The sequence below is a fragment of the Neptuniibacter caesariensis genome, assembly GCF_000153345.1.
GTDB classification, from domain to species: domain Bacteria; phylum Pseudomonadota; class Gammaproteobacteria; order Pseudomonadales; family Balneatricaceae; genus Neptuniibacter; species Neptuniibacter caesariensis.
On the sequence record NZ_CH724125.1, the window covers coordinates 1,098,137 to 1,116,415 of the forward strand.

Genomic DNA, 18,279 nt, shown 5'->3' on the forward strand with positions numbered 1-18,279 from the left:
CCGGGTGAATCCACCCGGCATTTATTATGTCGATCTAACTAAAAGATTTAGAAAGGAACGATAGCCAGAACCTGGAAGTATGTGTTGGTATCGTCGTTGCCCTGAGAACTACTGGAAGAATCCGGAGTATAGAAACCAACCAGAGGGCTAATAATCAGGTTATCGTTAACCACCCACTCAGCGTAAAGATCGATTTCCTGGCCATCATTAGTATCCGCACCCGCATTGGTATTGCTGAAGTCGAAGAATAACGCGCCAAACGCCAGAGTTTCACTTGGTGCAGCTTTAACAGCAAGGTGATGAACATCAGTATCGCTGTTGAAAGGACCTGCATAATTTGCAGCAACTTCACCCTGGAACCAAGTACCGTAACCGCGGTTAAAACCAAAGAACAGAGGGTCAAACCCTTCATCAAAGGTGCTGTAACGGTAGTTAACACTTGGCGACCATGGCAGATCAGCAAAAGTCCATCCTGCCTCTACATACCAAGCATCACCATCTTTGCGAGTATTATTGCCTTGATCCTGAGTAACAAATTCAGAAGACAGGAAGAGGTTTTCAACACCAGCGTTACCCTGATAGCGAAGGCTGAAAGTATCCTGACCATCACGGTGCGTATGACCCATTGTCGCCGCTTCAGTAGCGTCAACATCCAAGCCTTTTAATAGCATTGCACCGAAAGTACCTTTTTCGGTTACGTACTCAACGTTTACACCAGCCATCTCCATGCTTGACTGCGCAGCATTGTCCGATTCAATCCAGAAGATATCAGAGCGAAGGCCTTCTTTACCAATACGTAGAACCGCTGTTTGATCAAACGCTTTACGAGCAGCCAGCCAGTACGCCCCACCACGGTCGAAACTATCACCCAGCACGGTGCTACCAAAGTTCAGAGCATCGCCATTAATCAGGAAACCATCACCAAATGACAAGTTCTGACGACCGAAAGAAAAATCGATCATATCGTTACGCCAGCCGACAAAAGCATCTTCAAGGTCCGTTTCACGTTCAGAACCATTGGAGAAGCCTGCTGCATCACCGTCGCCCCAGGTACCACCCGTCAGAATATTAATTCCACCATATACCTGTGAACCATTATCCAGGTTACGGTGACCGCTAAAGCCAGCTTTGATATAAGCTTCCTGCCAATCACGACTTTCTCCGGTGTTACCACCCAAAGTGTTATAGGTTTCTTCACTACTGAAGACACCCACGATGGCTTCCACATCCAGATTAACTTCACCCGCATCACTTGAGTGCAGATTGTAGGCATGAGCTGGCATTGCAACAGCTGCAGCAACTGCTGCTGTTATAAGAGATTTTGCGAATGTTTTTTTCATCTGGATGGCTCCTCCACCGTCACAGTCAGTCTTGTTGTTATTAAGCTGCTGAGCTTTGCCGCAGCTTTGAATAGACTGATAGTAAAGCGGTGTTGTAAACCAGGTTTGCGGGGAATGTCTTAAATTGTTTGGAGATGTAACAGGATGTAAAAACAAGACTTAGCTTGCAGGTTATAAGCAGTAAGCTCATCTGTTTCTGGTTATAGAAAGGCGCTTACTGCTTTAACCATTTATTTGGAATAGGTACAAATCAGAGAACGATCACCCCAAACATGATCAATAAACCAAATATCGCTAACGCCCAAAATATAATGCCCAGCAGCATCCAAAGAAAATTAGGAACCGTAAGTGATTGGTTTGCCTCACCCTCCGGGTCACCTTCAAGTTGATTAACAGCCTTCTGCGCAATCAATAATGGGTAATAAAGTGCAGGCAAGATAGCCAAGCTAAGCACATCTGTCAGTGGAGAACCTATCTCCTTCATAGAAAGGCGATCCAACATATGGCTTACAATGCTAAACACCACATAGAGCGTAGCTACAAGACTTGGCTTCCAGTTATAGCTCTTTCCTGTGCTCTTGAGGCTAGCGTCAATAATTGAGAAAAGGGAATGGGTAAAGAAAATACTAAAAATAGCCCGCGGAACCGGCCAGATATTAGCATTGGTAGCTTCTTTGTGAGCCCGCCAGTTTCGATAAAACCAATAGAGCGGATACAAAGCAAATGTAGCAAAAAACAAAATTGTGAACTTTGTTACACCTACAACATAAAAATCGCCAGACTTTACATCTGAATCTGATCCAGCATCTTTCAATTCGGCCGCTGGTGCCGCATAAGGATTACTTTCCATAGTTTTATAACTTCCCAAATAATTAAAAGCTTTTTGATGAATTTAATCTCTCCTACGACGTCCCCCCTTAACCATCACAAGAGCCCAAAGCACATTACATCTTTTAAGCCCTATCATCCCTGTCTGAGGCCTTAGTTCTTATCCGTAAAGATAAGCTAGTACCTAAATCTATAAATCAGCTCCCTGTTGCCTCAGCCAATTCATTGCCATTACAACCTGCCGTTTTTCCAACCCCTGATTCAGTAGTCGTTCAACCAGCACTTCCTGAGTGTCAGCCTCACGATAGGCTTGCAGCACAGGAGCAAGCTTAATACCGGAAAGATGCCAGATACCCAGCGGCTGGTCAGGTGTCGTCACGACTTCAGCCAGATCCACCAGATCATTATTCACAACAGGTCGTTTAGTCACCTCAAGCTCGCTGATATCCACTTGAAGGTGAAGCGGCTTATCATCAGGCCAAACCGCTCTTTTGCTCCAGAAGGGTGAATCAGACCACTGATCTTCCATGGCATAAAAATCACGGCCAATTCGAGCAAACCGGTAGAAGAGCTCAGTCAGACGTAATTGATGGAACTGCTGCGCCAGACGGGATTTATCGGGTCGGGTGAGCAAAGTATTAATCACCGCAGGCGCCTGGAGCGACGAAGACAACGTTTGGAAAATACCATTGCCTGATAAAGGATCGACTGACATAGCCGCGTCACCGACACGGATCCAGTTTTCACCACAAGCCTGTTCACAAAGAATCGGGGTACTGGTCCGGGCATGCAGCTCCCCTGTAGGCTCTGCATCCTGCAAGAAAGGCTGCGCTTCGCTTAAACGCGTTAGAAATTCATTACAATGTTCGACGAGCTTTGCTTTCTCAGGAAGGTTTGCACTGGCAACATCAAAGGTCAGCTGCAAATAGCGCCTGCCGTATTCATCAGCAGCCATCCAGGCCCAGCCACTTTCGAAACTTTGCGCAGCAGATCGGCGCTCCATTTCTGGCCCCTGCCAGTATTGCAGTAGAGAGACGGTCTCAGCGCCACGAATGCGCTTCAAACCGGCTGATGGTGCCGCTCGGCCACGCGCTTCTACTAAGAAATCAGCTTTTAACTCAATGGGCTGTTCACAGGACTCAACAAGGATCTCATGCCCAAAAGAAGCTGATTTAACGGCATTAACCCGCCCCTGAATAACATGTATCCCTTGCATTGCCAGATCCATCATCAGCGCCTGATCAAAAGCGACACGATCAATTAAACGCTCGGTATTGGCCTGACTACTTTCACCATTCCAGGTGACATAACGCGGACTGGGGTCAGGTAAGGTTTTCAGTGCATGCTGGAAACCGGCTCCTTTCAAGCCCTCAACAACACGCTCTGAAATACCTTCCATCGCTTTAAATGGCCTGGCTTCAGAAACCATCGTGATATGGGTGTAGCCTATACGTTTAAGCCCCAACGCAACCGCGGCCCCGGAAGGACCACCACCTAAGATAACGATTTCACGTTGCTGGTTTAACATCACGACTCCTCGATAAACCTTCTAAAACTTCTACCTCTGACCTACGATCAAGAGCTACGCCGTTCCGGACCGAAATAACTCGATTGGGCCTTAAGGGCACGATAGCCCCTTTCATACAGAGACAGATCAGAACATTCAACTTCATCCAAAGCGATTAACTGACAAGCCAAGTGCCCTGTCATATGCGCACAGCCCAGACTAGCACCGGCTTTAGCCTGCTCCTGATCAAAGCCTAAGACATGCCCACCAAAATCGGCAAATTCGGTCTCAAGGCAGGATATCTCATCGACACTGCAACGCGCATCTCCGGTCATACGATAGACACCCAGATACGCAGATGGATAAACCGGTTCTCCACGAGCAGGTGATGATGCACAAAGTAGAACACCCTGATTAACCGCTGCTGCAACTGCCTGCTCCAAAATTTCACGGTTTTGTCGCAGTCCCAGGCTCAAGTTGATAATTTGTACACCCTGTTCACAAAGCCAGTTTATCGCAGCGGCTACCTGTGCGGGTGAAGTAACGCCCCGCTCGTCAAAAACCTGCGCCGAATAGATCTCCAGTCCATCCTGATGATGAGCGATAATCTCAATAATACGTCCACCATGATCGATCTGATCAAAGGTGCTTTCGCCCATCCATAGCGCCCCATCCTCCAGATAGAAACTAGCACTGTCCGATATCAGATGACTCTGGTCCTCACGGTATCCACTATCAACCACACCAACTTTAAGATTCAAGGTTCGGTTCCCCTTTTGCTTCGGGGCAGAACTCAGTTAAAAGCTTGCCATCGTGCAACTGTATTTTCAGATCCACACCTTTAAGCGTTGACGCCCTGTGACTGATCAGCAAGCGAGTTTTATCTGCAAATAGCTGATCTACCGCCATGATAACTTCTTGCTCTGTTTTCTCATCCACAGCCGCGGTTGCTTCATCCAGAATCAATACACGAGGGTTTTGCAGCAGCGCTCGGGCTATTGCAATGCGCTGGCGCTGACCACCGGACAGCTGCTGCCCTCGCTCACCGAGTTCCGACTCGAGCCCTTGCGGCAACTGCTCAATCAGATCAAGTAGCTGGGCATTTTTAGCGGCCTCATGAACCGCCTCATCTGTTGCTTCTGGTGCCGCATAGCGAATATTTTCTTTTAACGAACTTCTGAACAGCACAATATCCTGACTTACCACGGCGACCTGCTTGCGAAGCTCGCAGGTATTAACTTCGGATAGATTGACCCCATCCAGAAGCAGCCCCCCTTCTGAGGGCTCAAAGTGGCGTTGAATAAGATCGACCAGCGTTGATTTACCGGTACCGGATGGGCCAGTTAGCGCAGCCTTACTCCCTGCTGGGATAAGGCAATCCGCTTGTTGAAAAACAAACTCGTTGCGTCCAGGGTAGTTAAAAGAAAGCCCCTCTATTTGGAGCTCACCCTTTCCATCAATCGGTAAGATATGGCCTTGCGCGATATCTTGCACTTCAGGCTGGTGCAGACGTAGTTCATTCACGCGCCCCAGGCTGACACTCATTCGTTGAACCGCAACATAGAGTCCCAATAAACTATTCACCGGGCCCACTGCCATCCCAAGGTAAGTCGAAAAAGCGATCAGCGAACCCAACTGCCAGTTACCTTCAATCACCCAGTAACCGCCAATCAAGAAAGCAGCCGCACGCGTGACCGACGTAAGCGTATTCGGTATCGCCTGGGTAAAGAATTCGGTGACCTGCAATTTGAGCAGATCACCAAGGTAATGCTGATTAAGCCCTTCTAGTCGTTCCCGCTCTTTTGGCTCCTGACCAACTGACTGGATAAATTTCATGGCCGGTAGGGTTTCTACCAGAAAACTGGAAATATCCGCAGACCGCTCACGCAGCCGACGAGTACGTACCTCAACCTTCTGGCGCATCCAGCGCAACCAGATAACCTCAAGAGGGATCAATACCAGTACTAACAATGAAAGCTCCCAGGAGAGCACTAGCATCATGGTCGCAGCGCCCACCAGCCCTAAGATACTGCTCACCGCGGCAAATAAGCTATCCACAGCAAAGCGCTGAATCTGGGCAACGTCGCCATCAATTCGGGAGATAAGATCACCAATGCGCTGACGCCCGTAAAACAGCGGCGATAAGCCCTGTAGGTGCCGGTAGATATCATTACGCAGAGCAAACAGGATAGTGCCGGACAGTTTTGTATGGAGGTAACGGTTCACGCCTGAAAGCGCTGTACTAAAAATACCGACAAAGATCATGCCGATAGCAACCGTGATTAATGCCCCGTAATCTTTAGCTAACAGGCCATCATCGATAAGCATCTTAGTTAACCAGGGCTGCAACAGTACCAGCAGGGAGGCAACGACTGAGAGCGCGAGCAAGCCTAGAATCGCTTTATGCTGTGGCCGAACAAAGCTATACAGCCAACGGAAAGCCTGCTCTAGCTGCGCAGGGTTATCATGGGTAACGGTGCGGGAAAGCCACTTTAACATCAGAGGCGAATTACTCTTTTTATTGTTTTAGGTGTGAGACAAAAAGGGGCGATATAGATCGCCCCTTTTTCACTTTATTAGGAATAACCCTAATCTTAGCGCTGTACTTTTGCAATACGCATGTCCGAAGTCGACATATCACCACTCAACTGAATGGAACCAATCTTCTCCAGCGTTTCAGGATCATGGACAGAAATGTCGCTGGACGTGCCACCCACATAGATCTTGCTACCATCCTGCAACATGTTGATGTTGTAGTAGGTATGCGGCATGTTATGAACCTTCAGCGTTTTGCCTTCTTTGATATTGTGTTTAGACAGCGTATTAAACGCACCGTACACAATGTCAGAGTCATTAGGATCTGTCAGCCAGTTGAAGACGATAAACTCAAATGGCAGAACCTCACCTGATGTCAGCTCACCGGTTTTGGTATCGATTCGCGTCATACCCCAAAGGAATTCCGCTTTCTCCATATCCCCCGGCGCACCGTTCCACTTAATAGTGAAGTACGGCATGATGTACTCGCCAATGTGCTCACCAATAGTGTGCATCTGGAATGCATCCGGTGGTACCCACCCCTCAGGGCTACGGTCCCAGTTTTGCAATTTAGCCAGTGTACGAATCTTACCGGTTTTAGCATTAATCGCTTTAACATCGCCGCCACCCAGAATCACTTCATTAGTCGCTTCGATGTAACCCAGTTTAGTGATACGACGATCAACCGGGAACGTACGTACCGGTTTCGCATCCATACCATCAGCCGTGTTGTAAACGGCCAGACGCGGCTGCTGGGTTTCAAAGTGATCTTTATGTAAAGTCACCGGGTTCTGAACAGTATAAAGCTCTTTACCATCAGCACTGATTGCCATGGAGATGATGCTTTTCACCTGCTCTTTTGGTGTGGACTGTGACATTGAGAAAACGATCTTACAGTTACTGATATCGAAACCAACAACATCTTCCCACTTGTTCGTCATCACGTAAGCGATCTTGCCATCCGGTGACGGTGCAACACCACCGTTACCAAAAGTGCCCGGCACATCACAGCTGCGCAGAAGCTTATCGGTTTTAGTATCGATAACATGCAGCTGATTAGGACGAGTCACTGTCAGCAGGTACTCATCTGTAGCCGCCTGAGCAGACAAACCGGTACCCAGAAGGGCCAGGCTGGTCATCGCAGTGCCCAGCAGACGTGCTGGTTTAAAGCTCTTAGATAATTTCATCGCCTAACTCCCTTACTCAGATTCCGGGAAGATCGCATCGATCTTACGCCAGTCTTCATCTGCTTTAGCCACATCCTGAGACCAGTTAGGATGCGAAGACATTGTGTCCGGAACCTGCGCAGGCCACCAGCAAGCGTCCGCACAACCATACAGGTCAGATTCCATTGGCTGGCACAGGGAGCCCAGGCCACCAAACGGGTCAACTTCCCAACCCGGATCGTTCACTGAAGTACAGCCCACTACAGACTGCATCGCTACCACTTCTTCCACATCGCCCTGGGAGACAGCAGCATCCAGCATTTTTGCTTTCTTATTGAATGACTTTAAATGTTTCATTTGCTTAAGCACCTCTTCGTGGAGATACATATGCATCGAAGAACCCTGGGTTCTCCAGCATAATCTGCGAGTACACCTCTACCCCATAGTCGATCCAGTCACGTAACAGATCACAATAGTGGTAGGAAGGTGTCGCAGGATCACCATATTTTGCATAGCTTTCGTGATAGCAGCCGCCAGAACAGATATTACGGATTCGACAGGTTTCACAACCTTTACCGCTACGATCCAGACGCTCCTCGATAAAACCAGATAGGGCGGGCTTATCGATACCGTTCTCGACATCACCAAACAAAGGCATGTCTGATCCGGTAAAGCGATGGCACAGGTTCAAACCACCCTCTTTATCCACCGCCAACAAACCGACACCGGCACCGCAAGGCAATTGTTTCTTATTGCCTTCATGCAGATCGGTCATCAACTGGTGCATATTGCCAAAGCCGAAGTTTTTATTTTGCAGAGCTGCTTCCAGATACTGTTTACCCAGACGCTTCTGGCCTTCAAACACCTCTTCCATCTCTTCAGGAGTCAGGTTGAATGCAGCAATATCGCCAGAAGTAACCGGGCCAAAGCCCACTTCTGCAAAACCCAGATCGTGATATAGGTGATTAAAGATGGCTTCCACATCCGTGATGCCACGTGTCAGGGTGACACGGCAACCGACAGGTCTCGCTGTGTAACGAGACAACAGCATGTCGACCTTTTTCTTAACAACATCATAAGTTCCCTGACCACCCACAGTGATGCGGTTTTTATCATGCATCGCCTTTGGCCCATCCATAGAGATAGTCAGACCAAAACGGTGTTCATTAAACCAATCAATCAAATCTTCATTCAGAAGGGTTGCATTGGTTGTCAGGGTGAAGTCCACACGTGCCTCAAGATCTGCAAAACGACGTTCGCAGTAAGCAACAACTTCACGTATTAGTGGCATATTCGACAATGGTTCACCACCGAAGAACACCACATTGTATTGACGCTGATCCGGCGACTCTTTCAACAGCATTTCTACTGACTGAATCGCCGTTTCTACTGACATTTTCAGACCTTCTGAGGGGGTCGTCAGATCTTCTTTATAACAGTAGGTACAACTCAGGTTACACCCGGTATTAACGTTCAATACAACCGTTGTTAAGGGGAAGTTTTCCACCTTTTGTGGCTCAGGATTGTAGCGGGCTACACCGTTGCTATCGTGGATAATTTCCAGCGATTTGAACTCTTCGAGTAGATCGAAAACCTCACTTGGAGCATAACGGCTTGCCAGACGCTCTTTGATCATTGGCGCTGTAACTTCACCCTGTTCGCCAAACAGATCAATAACATCCTTACTCATCTGATCCAGTTCAAACAGACCACTGGTAGGCACATGAAACAGCATGGTGCGCGATTTCAGATCCACCAGATGGATGTTTGGTTTTACCAGAGACAGAGATCCCATAATCACCTCGTTAATATTTGTATGCCATATCGGCTGTTGAGGTTGCTATCACATTCAGATTACTGAATAAGTTCTTTTACGAAGTCCTGAACTGTCACTAACAGGTGTGCTTCGCCACTCACACTGTTTGCACCGTCTTTAACAGTACCGACAACCGCAAGGTTACCTACGTTGTTGGTAGACATCTTACGTTCAGGGTTAAGACCCGCATCACCCGGCGTAAAGATACCTTTAGCATCGATACTTCCTGCGTATTTAAGGTCATTATCATGCTCCGCTACTTCGTCAAACGCTTTCAGAGACCAGGTAGCCGGCAGATAACCCAATGACAGATCATCTTCAGTGCCAGGTTTACCATCAGCACCGGCTGCATAACCTACTGCACGGTACGTTGATTTGCGTTTAGGAATTGGGCCACCATTACCACCGATACGGGCGATAGACTCAGTAGGCGTAATCTCTACACGTGCAACCTGATCATAAACAGCCACTGCATTTTCCAGCGTTTGCTTGCCTACGCTCAGCGTACGCTGACCAATAGCGGCTTTAGCATCTGCTTTTACCTGCACAACCAGACGATCAGCCGACTGGGAGATCACTTTCTCTACCTTCACGCCGTTACCCAAAGACACTTTATTGCTGAGGTTTGCGCCCGCAATAATCAGCGTCTGAGAAGCGCCCTGCTTAATAGAAGAAGGCGTTACCGAAACAAGCGTTGCCGCTTTATCAGCTTTTTCAGCCAGTACACGACCACCCATCACTTCATCATTTTTCAGGTACATACGACCTGCCATCTGCTTACCATCTTCAGATGCTGCGAAGACCTGACGCATCTTACGACCATCGATAACGATCGCGCCACGCCATTCATAACCGGTAAATACAGTTGCACTACCACTACCTGTCAGCTTGCTGCCATCAGCATAATGACCATTGATCAAAGTAATGTAGTTATCCTTCTGATTTGGCATCACCGACATAACTGCCGTAAATTCACCTTTATCCGGAACAAATCCGCTAACAGCCCACTGACCATTCAGAGCGGCTTTAGGTTTTGCCTTCCAGTCAGACCATGCCTGAGTCTGCAGCGGGTAACCTTCACCCATCTTCACTGCAGTTTCATTCAGAGCAATCTGGAACCATGGACGGTCACGATGCCCGGCCAGATATTCGATGGTTGGCACCTGTCCCATATGGAAATGAATCAGCTTCTGCCATTCATCCGTAGTACGACGCTGCAAACCAGAACGCGCACTGGAGTGACATCCAGTACAAGTACCCGCTACATGTTCAGGTACATTCTGCTCTACCACGTTAGGTTGACGCTCAAGCACGTAACGCAAATCAGCTGTTTCAGCTGGTGCCAGCCCCTGATGATCGGCAAGGTATTTAATCAGTACACGCTCATGCTCTGGCTTAAGACTTAAGCCACGCTGAGACTTCATACGATTAATGGTTGTTTGCCACCCTTCCGGTGTTTTTCGTTGCTGACTAATACGCGAAAACGGCGCTTCAGCATTACCGGTTTCACTATGACATAGCAGACAGTTTTCCTTGATGATTTGCGGGCCATCAATGGCAGAAGCCGTTGAAGCCAGACCAAGAAAAGCTACAGCCCCGCCAAAGCGAATAACTCGCTTCATGCTATGATTTTTCAAGACTATCACTCCCCACTTTTTGGTGATCCTTTGTTATGTATCAAGCTTAGCCAGCACAATGGCCGCGCCTTGACTTGTTTGGGTCTACTCAAATTACTTCACCCATGTAAATGAAGTACCCTGCTTATGTATTGTTTTGTTCAGGGATGTAACAAGATGTAACAAAGGAAAGAAAAATTAATATAACCTACTGAAAATTAAAGAATTATTTTTTTATCAACTAAAAATAGTCTAACTTTTCAAGCAACAGCTGCATTGCTAGACTGGGATCAAAGCCAACAATTATTTGTTTTTATGAACCAAAGCTCAAATACCCAGTACCGCATATTGATTGTAGAAGATGATATAGCTTCACGATCCTTACTCTCCAGCTACCTAAGCAAGGAGGGATATCTTGTCAGTGAAACTGAACAAGCAGATGACCTTTGCGAGCGCGTACAGCAGGAAAACATCGATCTGGTGCTTCTGGATATCAATCTTCCTGGTAAAGATGGATTAACCCTGACCCGCGAGCTTCGCTCTGTATCCAGCGTGGGTATTATCCTGGTGACAAGTAAAGGCGATGAGATCGATCGCATCGTTGGCCTTGAGCTGGGTGCGGATGACTATGTCACTAAGCCTTTTAATCCTCGCGAGCTATTGGTCAGAGCAAAAAACCTGCTGTGGCGTGTACGTGACAGCTTACAAGCCCGTTCAACTGAGAAAAACAACAGTCAGCAATGGCACTTTGAAGGCTGGTCCCTGGATGCAAACAAACGTCTTTTAGAGTCCCCCGAAGGCGATGCAGAGCGCCTACCTGAAGGTGAATTTAAGCTGCTTTCTTCGCTACTCAACGCCCCAGGGGCAATCCTCTCCAGAGACCAGTTAATGGATGCGATCCATGACCGCGAATGGACCCCTAATGATCGGTCAGTCGATGTTATGGTGGGTAGGTTAAGACGAAAACTGGGCGACAACCCGGCCGATCCACACTTTATACTGACCGCCCACGGGGCCGGATATATGTTTGCTGGCGAGGTTGGCTAAACATGCCTGACCGCCTGCATATTATTGAACTTCTTCACCAGGGCAAACACAGTCGTATATCCCGCGCCATTATTGAGCGCAACGATGCTGATAAATACCCGGTCATCGTCAAACAAGCCGCCAATGAACAACAGATCAATTCGGCCAAACAGCGCCTGGCTTACGAGTTCAGCCTGTTAAGCCAGCTCCAACTGGATTGTATCTGCCGCCCGATAGAGCTGCGCCAAACCGATAAAGGCCATCAAATCCTGTTTCAGGATATCGAGGCTGTCACGCTTCGTCAGTGGATGCTCAGTGATCGCCCGGAACTGGTCAATCGAATTAGCGCCGCCCTGAATATTGCCAAAGCACTAGGAAAGATTCATGACGCCGAAATCATCCACAAGCAGATCACGCCTGACAACATACTGATTGATCCACAATCCTTGAACCTGTGGATCATCGACTTTTCACTTAGCTCACGTTTACAACGTGAGCACCCAGGGTCAATTTCGGGGTTAAGCGATAAACAAAACCTGGCCTATATATCACCCGAGCAAACCGGCCGTATCAATCGTGTTATCGACTATCGCAGTGACTATTATGGACTCGGAGCGACGCTGTACGAATTATTTACGGGCGCCACTCCATTCATCAGCGATGACAGCCTGGAATTGATTCACTGCCATCTGGCCCGGCAACCGGTTGAACCTTATATCCAGAATACCGATCTGCCCGAACCTCTGTCGCAGGTCATTATGAAATTGCTGGCGAAGGATGCCAGCCAGCGCTATCAATCGAGCTTTGGCCTGTGCAATGATCTAAACGCCTGCCTGGAGATGACCCGGCAGCAGCGTAAAGATCATTTTACCGTTGGTTGTAGAGACATATCTGAACGCTTTGAATTGCCGCAAAAACTCTATGGACGCGAAAACGTAGTCGCGCAGCTTCAGGAGAGTTTTGATGCAGCTTGTCGCGGGCAGCAGTCTCTGGCGCTCATTTCAGGCTATGCGGGAATTGGTAAATCCAGTGTGGCTCATGAGATGCGCCACTACATTACCCAACGGCGCGGACTGTTCGCATCGGGTAAGTTTGATCAATACCATCGCAACCGCCCCTACACCGCTATTTATCAGGCCCTGCAAATTCTGATCCGCCAGTTACTGACCGAATCAGATGAACAGATTGCCCAGTGGCGTGAGCGGCTCTTAGAAGCAACCGGCAATAATGCCCAGGTACTTTTTCGTCTGATCCCCGAGCTCGAATTGATCCTCGGTAAGCAACCCTCAGCACCCAAGCTGTCACCATCTGAGGAGCAACACCGGTTCTCACATATTATCAGGCAGTTGCTGAAAGTATTTGCGACTGAACAGCACCCTCTGGTCCTGTTTTTTGACGACCTTCACTGGGCCGACCTGTCGTCACTGAAGCTACTGGACAAGCTCTCGCATAACCCCCAGCACCCACATCTCTTGGTAATTGGTAGTTATCGGACGCAGAACTTCAGTAACAACCATCCATTCAACCTGGCGATAGAGCACCTCAAGAAAGCGCCGGTTAAGCAGTGCAATGTCGAGATCCAACCGCTAACGCTCAATGATATCACCGCGCTGGTTGCCGACACATTGGGGCAACACAGTGAAACCTGTCAGGAACTGGCAGAGATCTGTTTCAGTAAAACCCAGGGAAACCCTTTTTTCCTCAATCAGTTTTTGATTGAGCTCTATGACAAGCAACTCATCAGTTTCCAGGGTGACAAATGGGTTTGGACCCAACAGGATATTCTCGACTGTGAAATCACCGATAATGTTATCGATTTCATGGTCGACAAACTGCAAAGGCTGCCCCCCAGAACACTTGAAGCTTTAAAGCTGGCCGCCTGCATCGGTAACCCGATTCCACTGCAGATTCTGGCATCAGCTTTTAAGCATTCTGTACCCGATACGGCTGATGCACTTTGGCCCGCCCTGAAAGAGGGCTTGCTATTACCCACTGCGAATATCCATCAGTACAAACCGGAAGGCCCGGTAAATAACAGTTATTACCGGTTTGTTCATGACCGGGTTCAGCAAGCGGCTTATTCAATGATTCCTGATCAGGAATTAGAAACGCTGCATTATCAAATTGGTAACGTCCTCAAAGAGAGCATGTCGATTAAAGCGCTTGGACGTCGCCTTTTCGATGTAACCAATCACTTAAATCAATCACTCAGCCTGATCAGCACGACTGCAGAGAAACTCGAGCTGGCTGAACTCAACCTAAAGACAGGTATCAGAGCCCGTGAATCAGCCGCTTTTGAATCTGCCTTCGAATACTTTCAACAAGGCCTGGCTCTGTTTGCCGGGTCCCCGGAACTTCGGGCTCAGGAGCTAAAGAACCAGCTGTTTCAGCACGCGGCGGAAACCGCTTACATCAAAGCTGACTTTGAGTATCTTGATAGGTTATTAAGCGACGCATTACCGGGCATTCCAGACCTGCATGCGCGTATCCAGCTTGAAGAGCTCCGCATCCAGGCACTGGTCGCACAAAACCGTTTTTCAGAGGCCCTTGAAACCGCACTGGGGCAGCTTAGTCAGCTAAAAATACAGCTTCCTCTGTCACCGAAGAGCAGCACAATCACCCTCAATCAGGTGAAAACCTATCTATTGCTTAACCGCTTCAGTGACGAACGGATTCTGAAACTGCCAAAAATGAAAGACCCCAACAAACTCGCCACAATGTCATTGCTGGCCAATATGTTCGGGGTAGTGAAGTTCTCCAGTTCCGGCCTCAGGCCGCTGGTGATGGCAAAAGAGGTTGAGCTAACGCTCAAACATGGGCTGAGTAATGAATCGGCCATGGCTTTTGCTGGTTACGGCGGAGTACTTTGCGGCAAAAACAAACAGATCGAACTCGGCCTGCGCCTTGGCAGGCTGGCGCTTAAAATTTGTGACCGTTACCCAAACAACCGCGAACACAGGGTGCAATCCCTGTATAACGCCTACATACGTCATTATGCGGAAAGCCTGAGCCTTTGCGCAGCCAGCTTGTTTGAGTCACATCTTAAAGCGTTGGAGTACGGGGATATTGAATGGAGCGCCTACTCACTAGCCGCGTATATTCAGTATGAGTTCGCCCTCACATCGGATCTGGGCATCTTTGCCGATCAATTAAAACAATATATCCTCCAGCTCAATGAGTCGGGTCAGATTCAGTCTCTGCACTACACCCTGATGACACAGCAGTGTGTCGCTACACTGATCGGCCCAGAGCCTGCCGGGCTTAACGGTAAGTTTTATGACGAAGCGGCGATGCTTGCTGAGTATCAGGCGAACAACCATAAAACTGCGATCTGCCTGCATTTCTACTACAAGGCGGTTCTGGCACTCATCTATGGACAACACGATCAGGCCGAACAGTTCTTCGCTGAAGCCAATGAATACTCACCCTATATCAGCGGTACTTACACAGCGCCCTACCTGGAGTTTTTCAGTACTGTTAACAGTTTGCTTCAGTTCGAATCAACTAGCGTTCTGGAACAATCCAACAGAATTAAAAAAGCCAAGAAGTACCTAAAGAAGCTAAGGCAGTTTTGCCAGCACTCGCGTGAAAACCATCTGCATCATGAGATGTTGATCAAGGCCTTAATACTGACCTGTGAAGCCCGTTATAGCAGTGCAATCGACTTCTTCGATCAGGCGGCAAACCATGCAGAGTCGTACAACTTCAATCTCGATCACGCTCTGTGTATGGAGCTGACAGCCCATTGCTACCGGCAGTGGAAGAAAGAAACGCTTTATCAGCATTACATAAAACAAGCAGCCAAACGCTATGCTGCCTGGGGCGCGTCCAGCAAAGTACGCCAACTTGAAGAAAGCTACAGCTTCTTAACTGAGGTACAGGTCGAACAGCGACAACTCGATACGCAGACAGGAAGCGGTTCCGAACCCTACCTGCAGCATCGCGACTATGACATCACCTCGGTTATTAAAGCATCGCAAGCGATCTCAGACGAGATCATGCTTGAGCCATTGATCTCAACCCTGATCAGACTTGCGATCGTTAACGCAGGTGCGCAGCGTGCAGTTCTGTTGCTCAACCATGAACATCTGACTATTTCTGCTGAAGCCACGATTGAAGCGGACACTCGCTTCTATGATGATCTCCCCCTGAATCAGGCCGCAGATATTTTGCCTTCAAGCATTATTCATTACGTTGCCAGAACAAAAGAGAATGTCGTACTTGGCGATGCAACCAAGCACGAGATGTTTCAACAGGATCAGTATATTCAGGGTTTCAAACCCCGTTCACTGTTAGCGCTGCCGATTCTCTACCACAGCGAATTAACCGCTATCCTGTATCTGGAAAACAATCAAAGCAGTAATGTCTTTGATCGAAATCGGCTGGAAACGCTGCAAATTCTTGCTGCACAGGCCGCTATCTCAATTGAGAACGCCAAGCTTTACCAAAGCCTTGAGCAATCCGAATATGACTATAAGTCGCTATTCCTGAATGCGGTTGAAGGGATTTTCAGGGCCTCACCCGATGGCCATTTTTTGTCGGCAAACCCCGCGCTGGCAACCCTGCTCGGCTATCGCTCTATGGATGAGTTTCACGATGAGATCACCGACATCGCCAGTCAGTGTTTCTACGTTGATCATGAAAGAGTCGCGTTTCTTGAGAAGCTCGATACACAGCATAAGATTCTCAATTTCGAGACGCGTTGGCGGAAGAAAAGCGGCGAGCCGATCTATGTGTCTCTCTCCGCGCGCAAAGTGCTCGACGCCAGTGGCCAGGTTCAATATTACGAAGGCTCACTGACCGATATTACGGAACGAAAAGCCAAAGAAGCGGCAGAACAGGCTCGCCACGAGGCGGAAGCAGAAAACGAAGCCAAATCGATGTTTCTTGCCACCATGAGCCATGAGATTCGCACCCCGATGAACGGCATTCTCGGTATGGCCCAGTTGATGAAACAAGGGCAGTTAAACAGCGAACAGAATGAACAGATTGATACAATCTACAACGCTGGCCAAACCCTGCTGTCGATTCTGAATAACATTCTTGATTACTCGAAGATCGAATCGGGTCAGCTTGAACTGGAAGAAAAACCCTTCTTGATTCAGGATGTCATGGATGAGATCTATAACCTGTTCAAGCCGGTTGCCCAGGAAAAATCGTTGCAGATTGTCCCTAATATCGAGCGAACGCTGCCCGCAGTCTCGGGCGACCCCCGGGTGCTTAGCCAGATTTTGATGAACCTGTGCTCAAACGCCTTAAAGTTTACCCATCAGGGGTATATTCGTATCAGCTGTGAAGGCCTGCCAGATACTCAAGATAAGCTAAAAACTCGCTTTACGATCGAAGATACGGGGATCGGTATTCCGGAAAAAGCCCAATCACGAATCTTCCAACATTTCACTCAGGCGGATAGTTCCATCACTCGCCGCTACGGAGGCACGGGACTTGGCCTTGCGATCACCCGGCAGATTATAGAACGACTCAATGGAGAGATCGGCTTTGAGAGTACTGAAGAACAGGGAACAACATTCTGGTTCGAACTCAGCTTCCCTATTACAGACGAGCTCCCTGCCGAAGTTGCTAACGTTCCAATGCCTAAACCGTCCACTTGCCTGGATATCCTTCTGGTGGAAGATACGCCGGTGAATCAGGAAGTCACCAAAGGGCTTCTGGAAAGCGACGGGCATAAAGTATCCATTGCCGATGATGGGTATACCGCCCTGTCGATGCACAACGACCATGACTACGATCTGGTATTGATGGACATCCACCTCCCCGATATGGACGGAATGGAAACCACCAGACGCATGCGAGAGCATCCACAGGAACAGAAAAGCGCGATCAGAATTATCGCCCTCACCGCTTCGGTCACCCCTAACGAAGTTCAGAACTATCTGGATTCAGGTATGAACGGCGTATTAGCTAAACCGATTCAGCATGCGGACCTTAAAGCGATTCTGGAACAGGAAGGCACAACTGAAGTGAAGAACACAGCTACGCAGGAATACCTGGATCTGGCGCTGCTCACGCAACACCGGGAAATGCTCGGTGAAGAGAGTGTTCAGCAATTGCTTACGCAGTTCCATAATCAGGCGGAGCAACTGCTTGAAGAGATTGCTGAAGCGATCCAGCAACAGGATTCAGCGGCACTGCAAAGTTCGGCACACACGCTCAGTGGGGCGGCGGCTAATTTTGGGTTTATTCAGGTCCAGCAAGCCGCTAAAGCACTGGAAAAAGCAGGCTCCATTAAGAGTGATAACCATGCTGAACTGCAAAGCTCATGCACTCAGCTCAATGAAACCTATCACGACAGCCGTATAGAATTGAACAAGTGGACGGATATTACACAATAAGCATCTATACTTATACGAATTACGTATCACTTTCACTCTTAACATATTAAGCAAAAAAGAGTATATCTATTGACTGAACTCAGTGGCTGTAA

11 protein-coding genes are annotated in these 18,279 nt (G+C 48.4%); 2 read left to right on the plus strand and 9 right to left on the minus strand.

Annotation, left to right across the window (positions count from 1 at the left end; genetic code table 11):
* Nucleotides 1-47: 47 nt before the first annotated feature.
* The 9 genes from MED92_RS05225 to peaA form a co-directional block, all read right to left on the minus strand.
* On the minus strand, nt 48-1,340 hold the full coding sequence (locus tag MED92_RS05225) for an alginate export family protein (protein WP_007020462.1): 1,293 nt from the start codon (nt 1,338-1,340) through the stop codon (nt 48-50).
* Between the two features lie 250 nt (nt 1,341-1,590).
* Nucleotides 1,591-2,190, minus strand: a complete 600-nt coding sequence (locus tag MED92_RS05230) for a hypothetical protein (protein ID WP_007020463.1) — start codon at nt 2,188-2,190, stop codon at nt 1,591-1,593.
* 168 nt (nt 2,191-2,358) lie between these two features.
* Complete coding sequence (qhpG, locus tag MED92_RS05235; protein ID WP_007020464.1) at nt 2,359-3,696, minus strand: flavin-dependent monooxygenase QhpG; 1,338 nt, start codon at nt 3,694-3,696, stop codon at nt 2,359-2,361.
* A 47-nt stretch (nt 3,697-3,743) separates the two neighbouring features.
* Nucleotides 3,744-4,436 carry a subtilisin-like serine protease QhpE gene (gene qhpE, locus MED92_RS05240; protein ID WP_007020465.1) on the minus strand — a complete coding sequence of 231 codons (693 nt, stop codon included), beginning with the start codon at nt 4,434-4,436 and terminating at the stop codon, nt 3,744-3,746.
* A complete protein-coding gene (locus MED92_RS05245) occupies nt 4,426-6,174 on the minus strand; it encodes an ABC transporter ATP-binding protein (RefSeq protein WP_007020466.1) in 1,749 nt (582 codons plus the stop codon). Before MED92_RS05245 ends, qhpE begins: the two co-directional genes overlap by 11 nt.
* Nucleotides 6,175-6,269: 95 nt before the next feature.
* Nucleotides 6,270-7,397, minus strand: a complete 1,128-nt coding sequence (peaD, locus tag MED92_RS05250) for a quinohemoprotein amine dehydrogenase subunit beta (protein WP_007020467.1) — start codon at nt 7,395-7,397, stop codon at nt 6,270-6,272.
* A 12-nt stretch (nt 7,398-7,409) separates the two neighbouring features.
* Nucleotides 7,410-7,733, minus strand: a complete 324-nt coding sequence (gene qhpC / locus MED92_RS05255; RefSeq protein WP_007020468.1) for a quinohemoprotein amine dehydrogenase subunit gamma — start codon at nt 7,731-7,733, stop codon at nt 7,410-7,412.
* Between the two features lie 4 nt (nt 7,734-7,737).
* Entirely contained in the window at nt 7,738-9,171 is a 1,434-nt protein-coding gene (gene peaB / locus MED92_RS05260) for a quinohemoprotein amine dehydrogenase maturation protein (protein ID WP_007020469.1), read from the minus strand.
* A 59-nt stretch (nt 9,172-9,230) separates the two neighbouring features.
* A complete protein-coding gene (gene peaA, locus MED92_RS05265) occupies nt 9,231-10,838 on the minus strand; it encodes a quinohemoprotein amine dehydrogenase subunit alpha (protein WP_238321488.1) in 1,608 nt (535 codons plus the stop codon).
* A 285-nt stretch (nt 10,839-11,123) separates the two neighbouring features.
* Between peaA and MED92_RS05270 the strand changes: the two genes are divergently transcribed.
* Nucleotides 11,124-11,855 carry a response regulator gene (locus MED92_RS05270; protein ID WP_040661584.1) on the plus strand — a complete coding sequence of 244 codons (732 nt, stop codon included), beginning with the start codon at nt 11,124-11,126 and terminating at the stop codon, nt 11,853-11,855.
* A 2-nt stretch (nt 11,856-11,857) separates the two neighbouring features.
* Nucleotides 11,858-18,187, plus strand: coding sequence for an AAA family ATPase (locus tag MED92_RS05275; protein ID WP_007020472.1), 6,330 nt, complete (start codon nt 11,858-11,860; stop codon nt 18,185-18,187).
* Nucleotides 18,188-18,279: the final 92 nt, after the last annotated feature.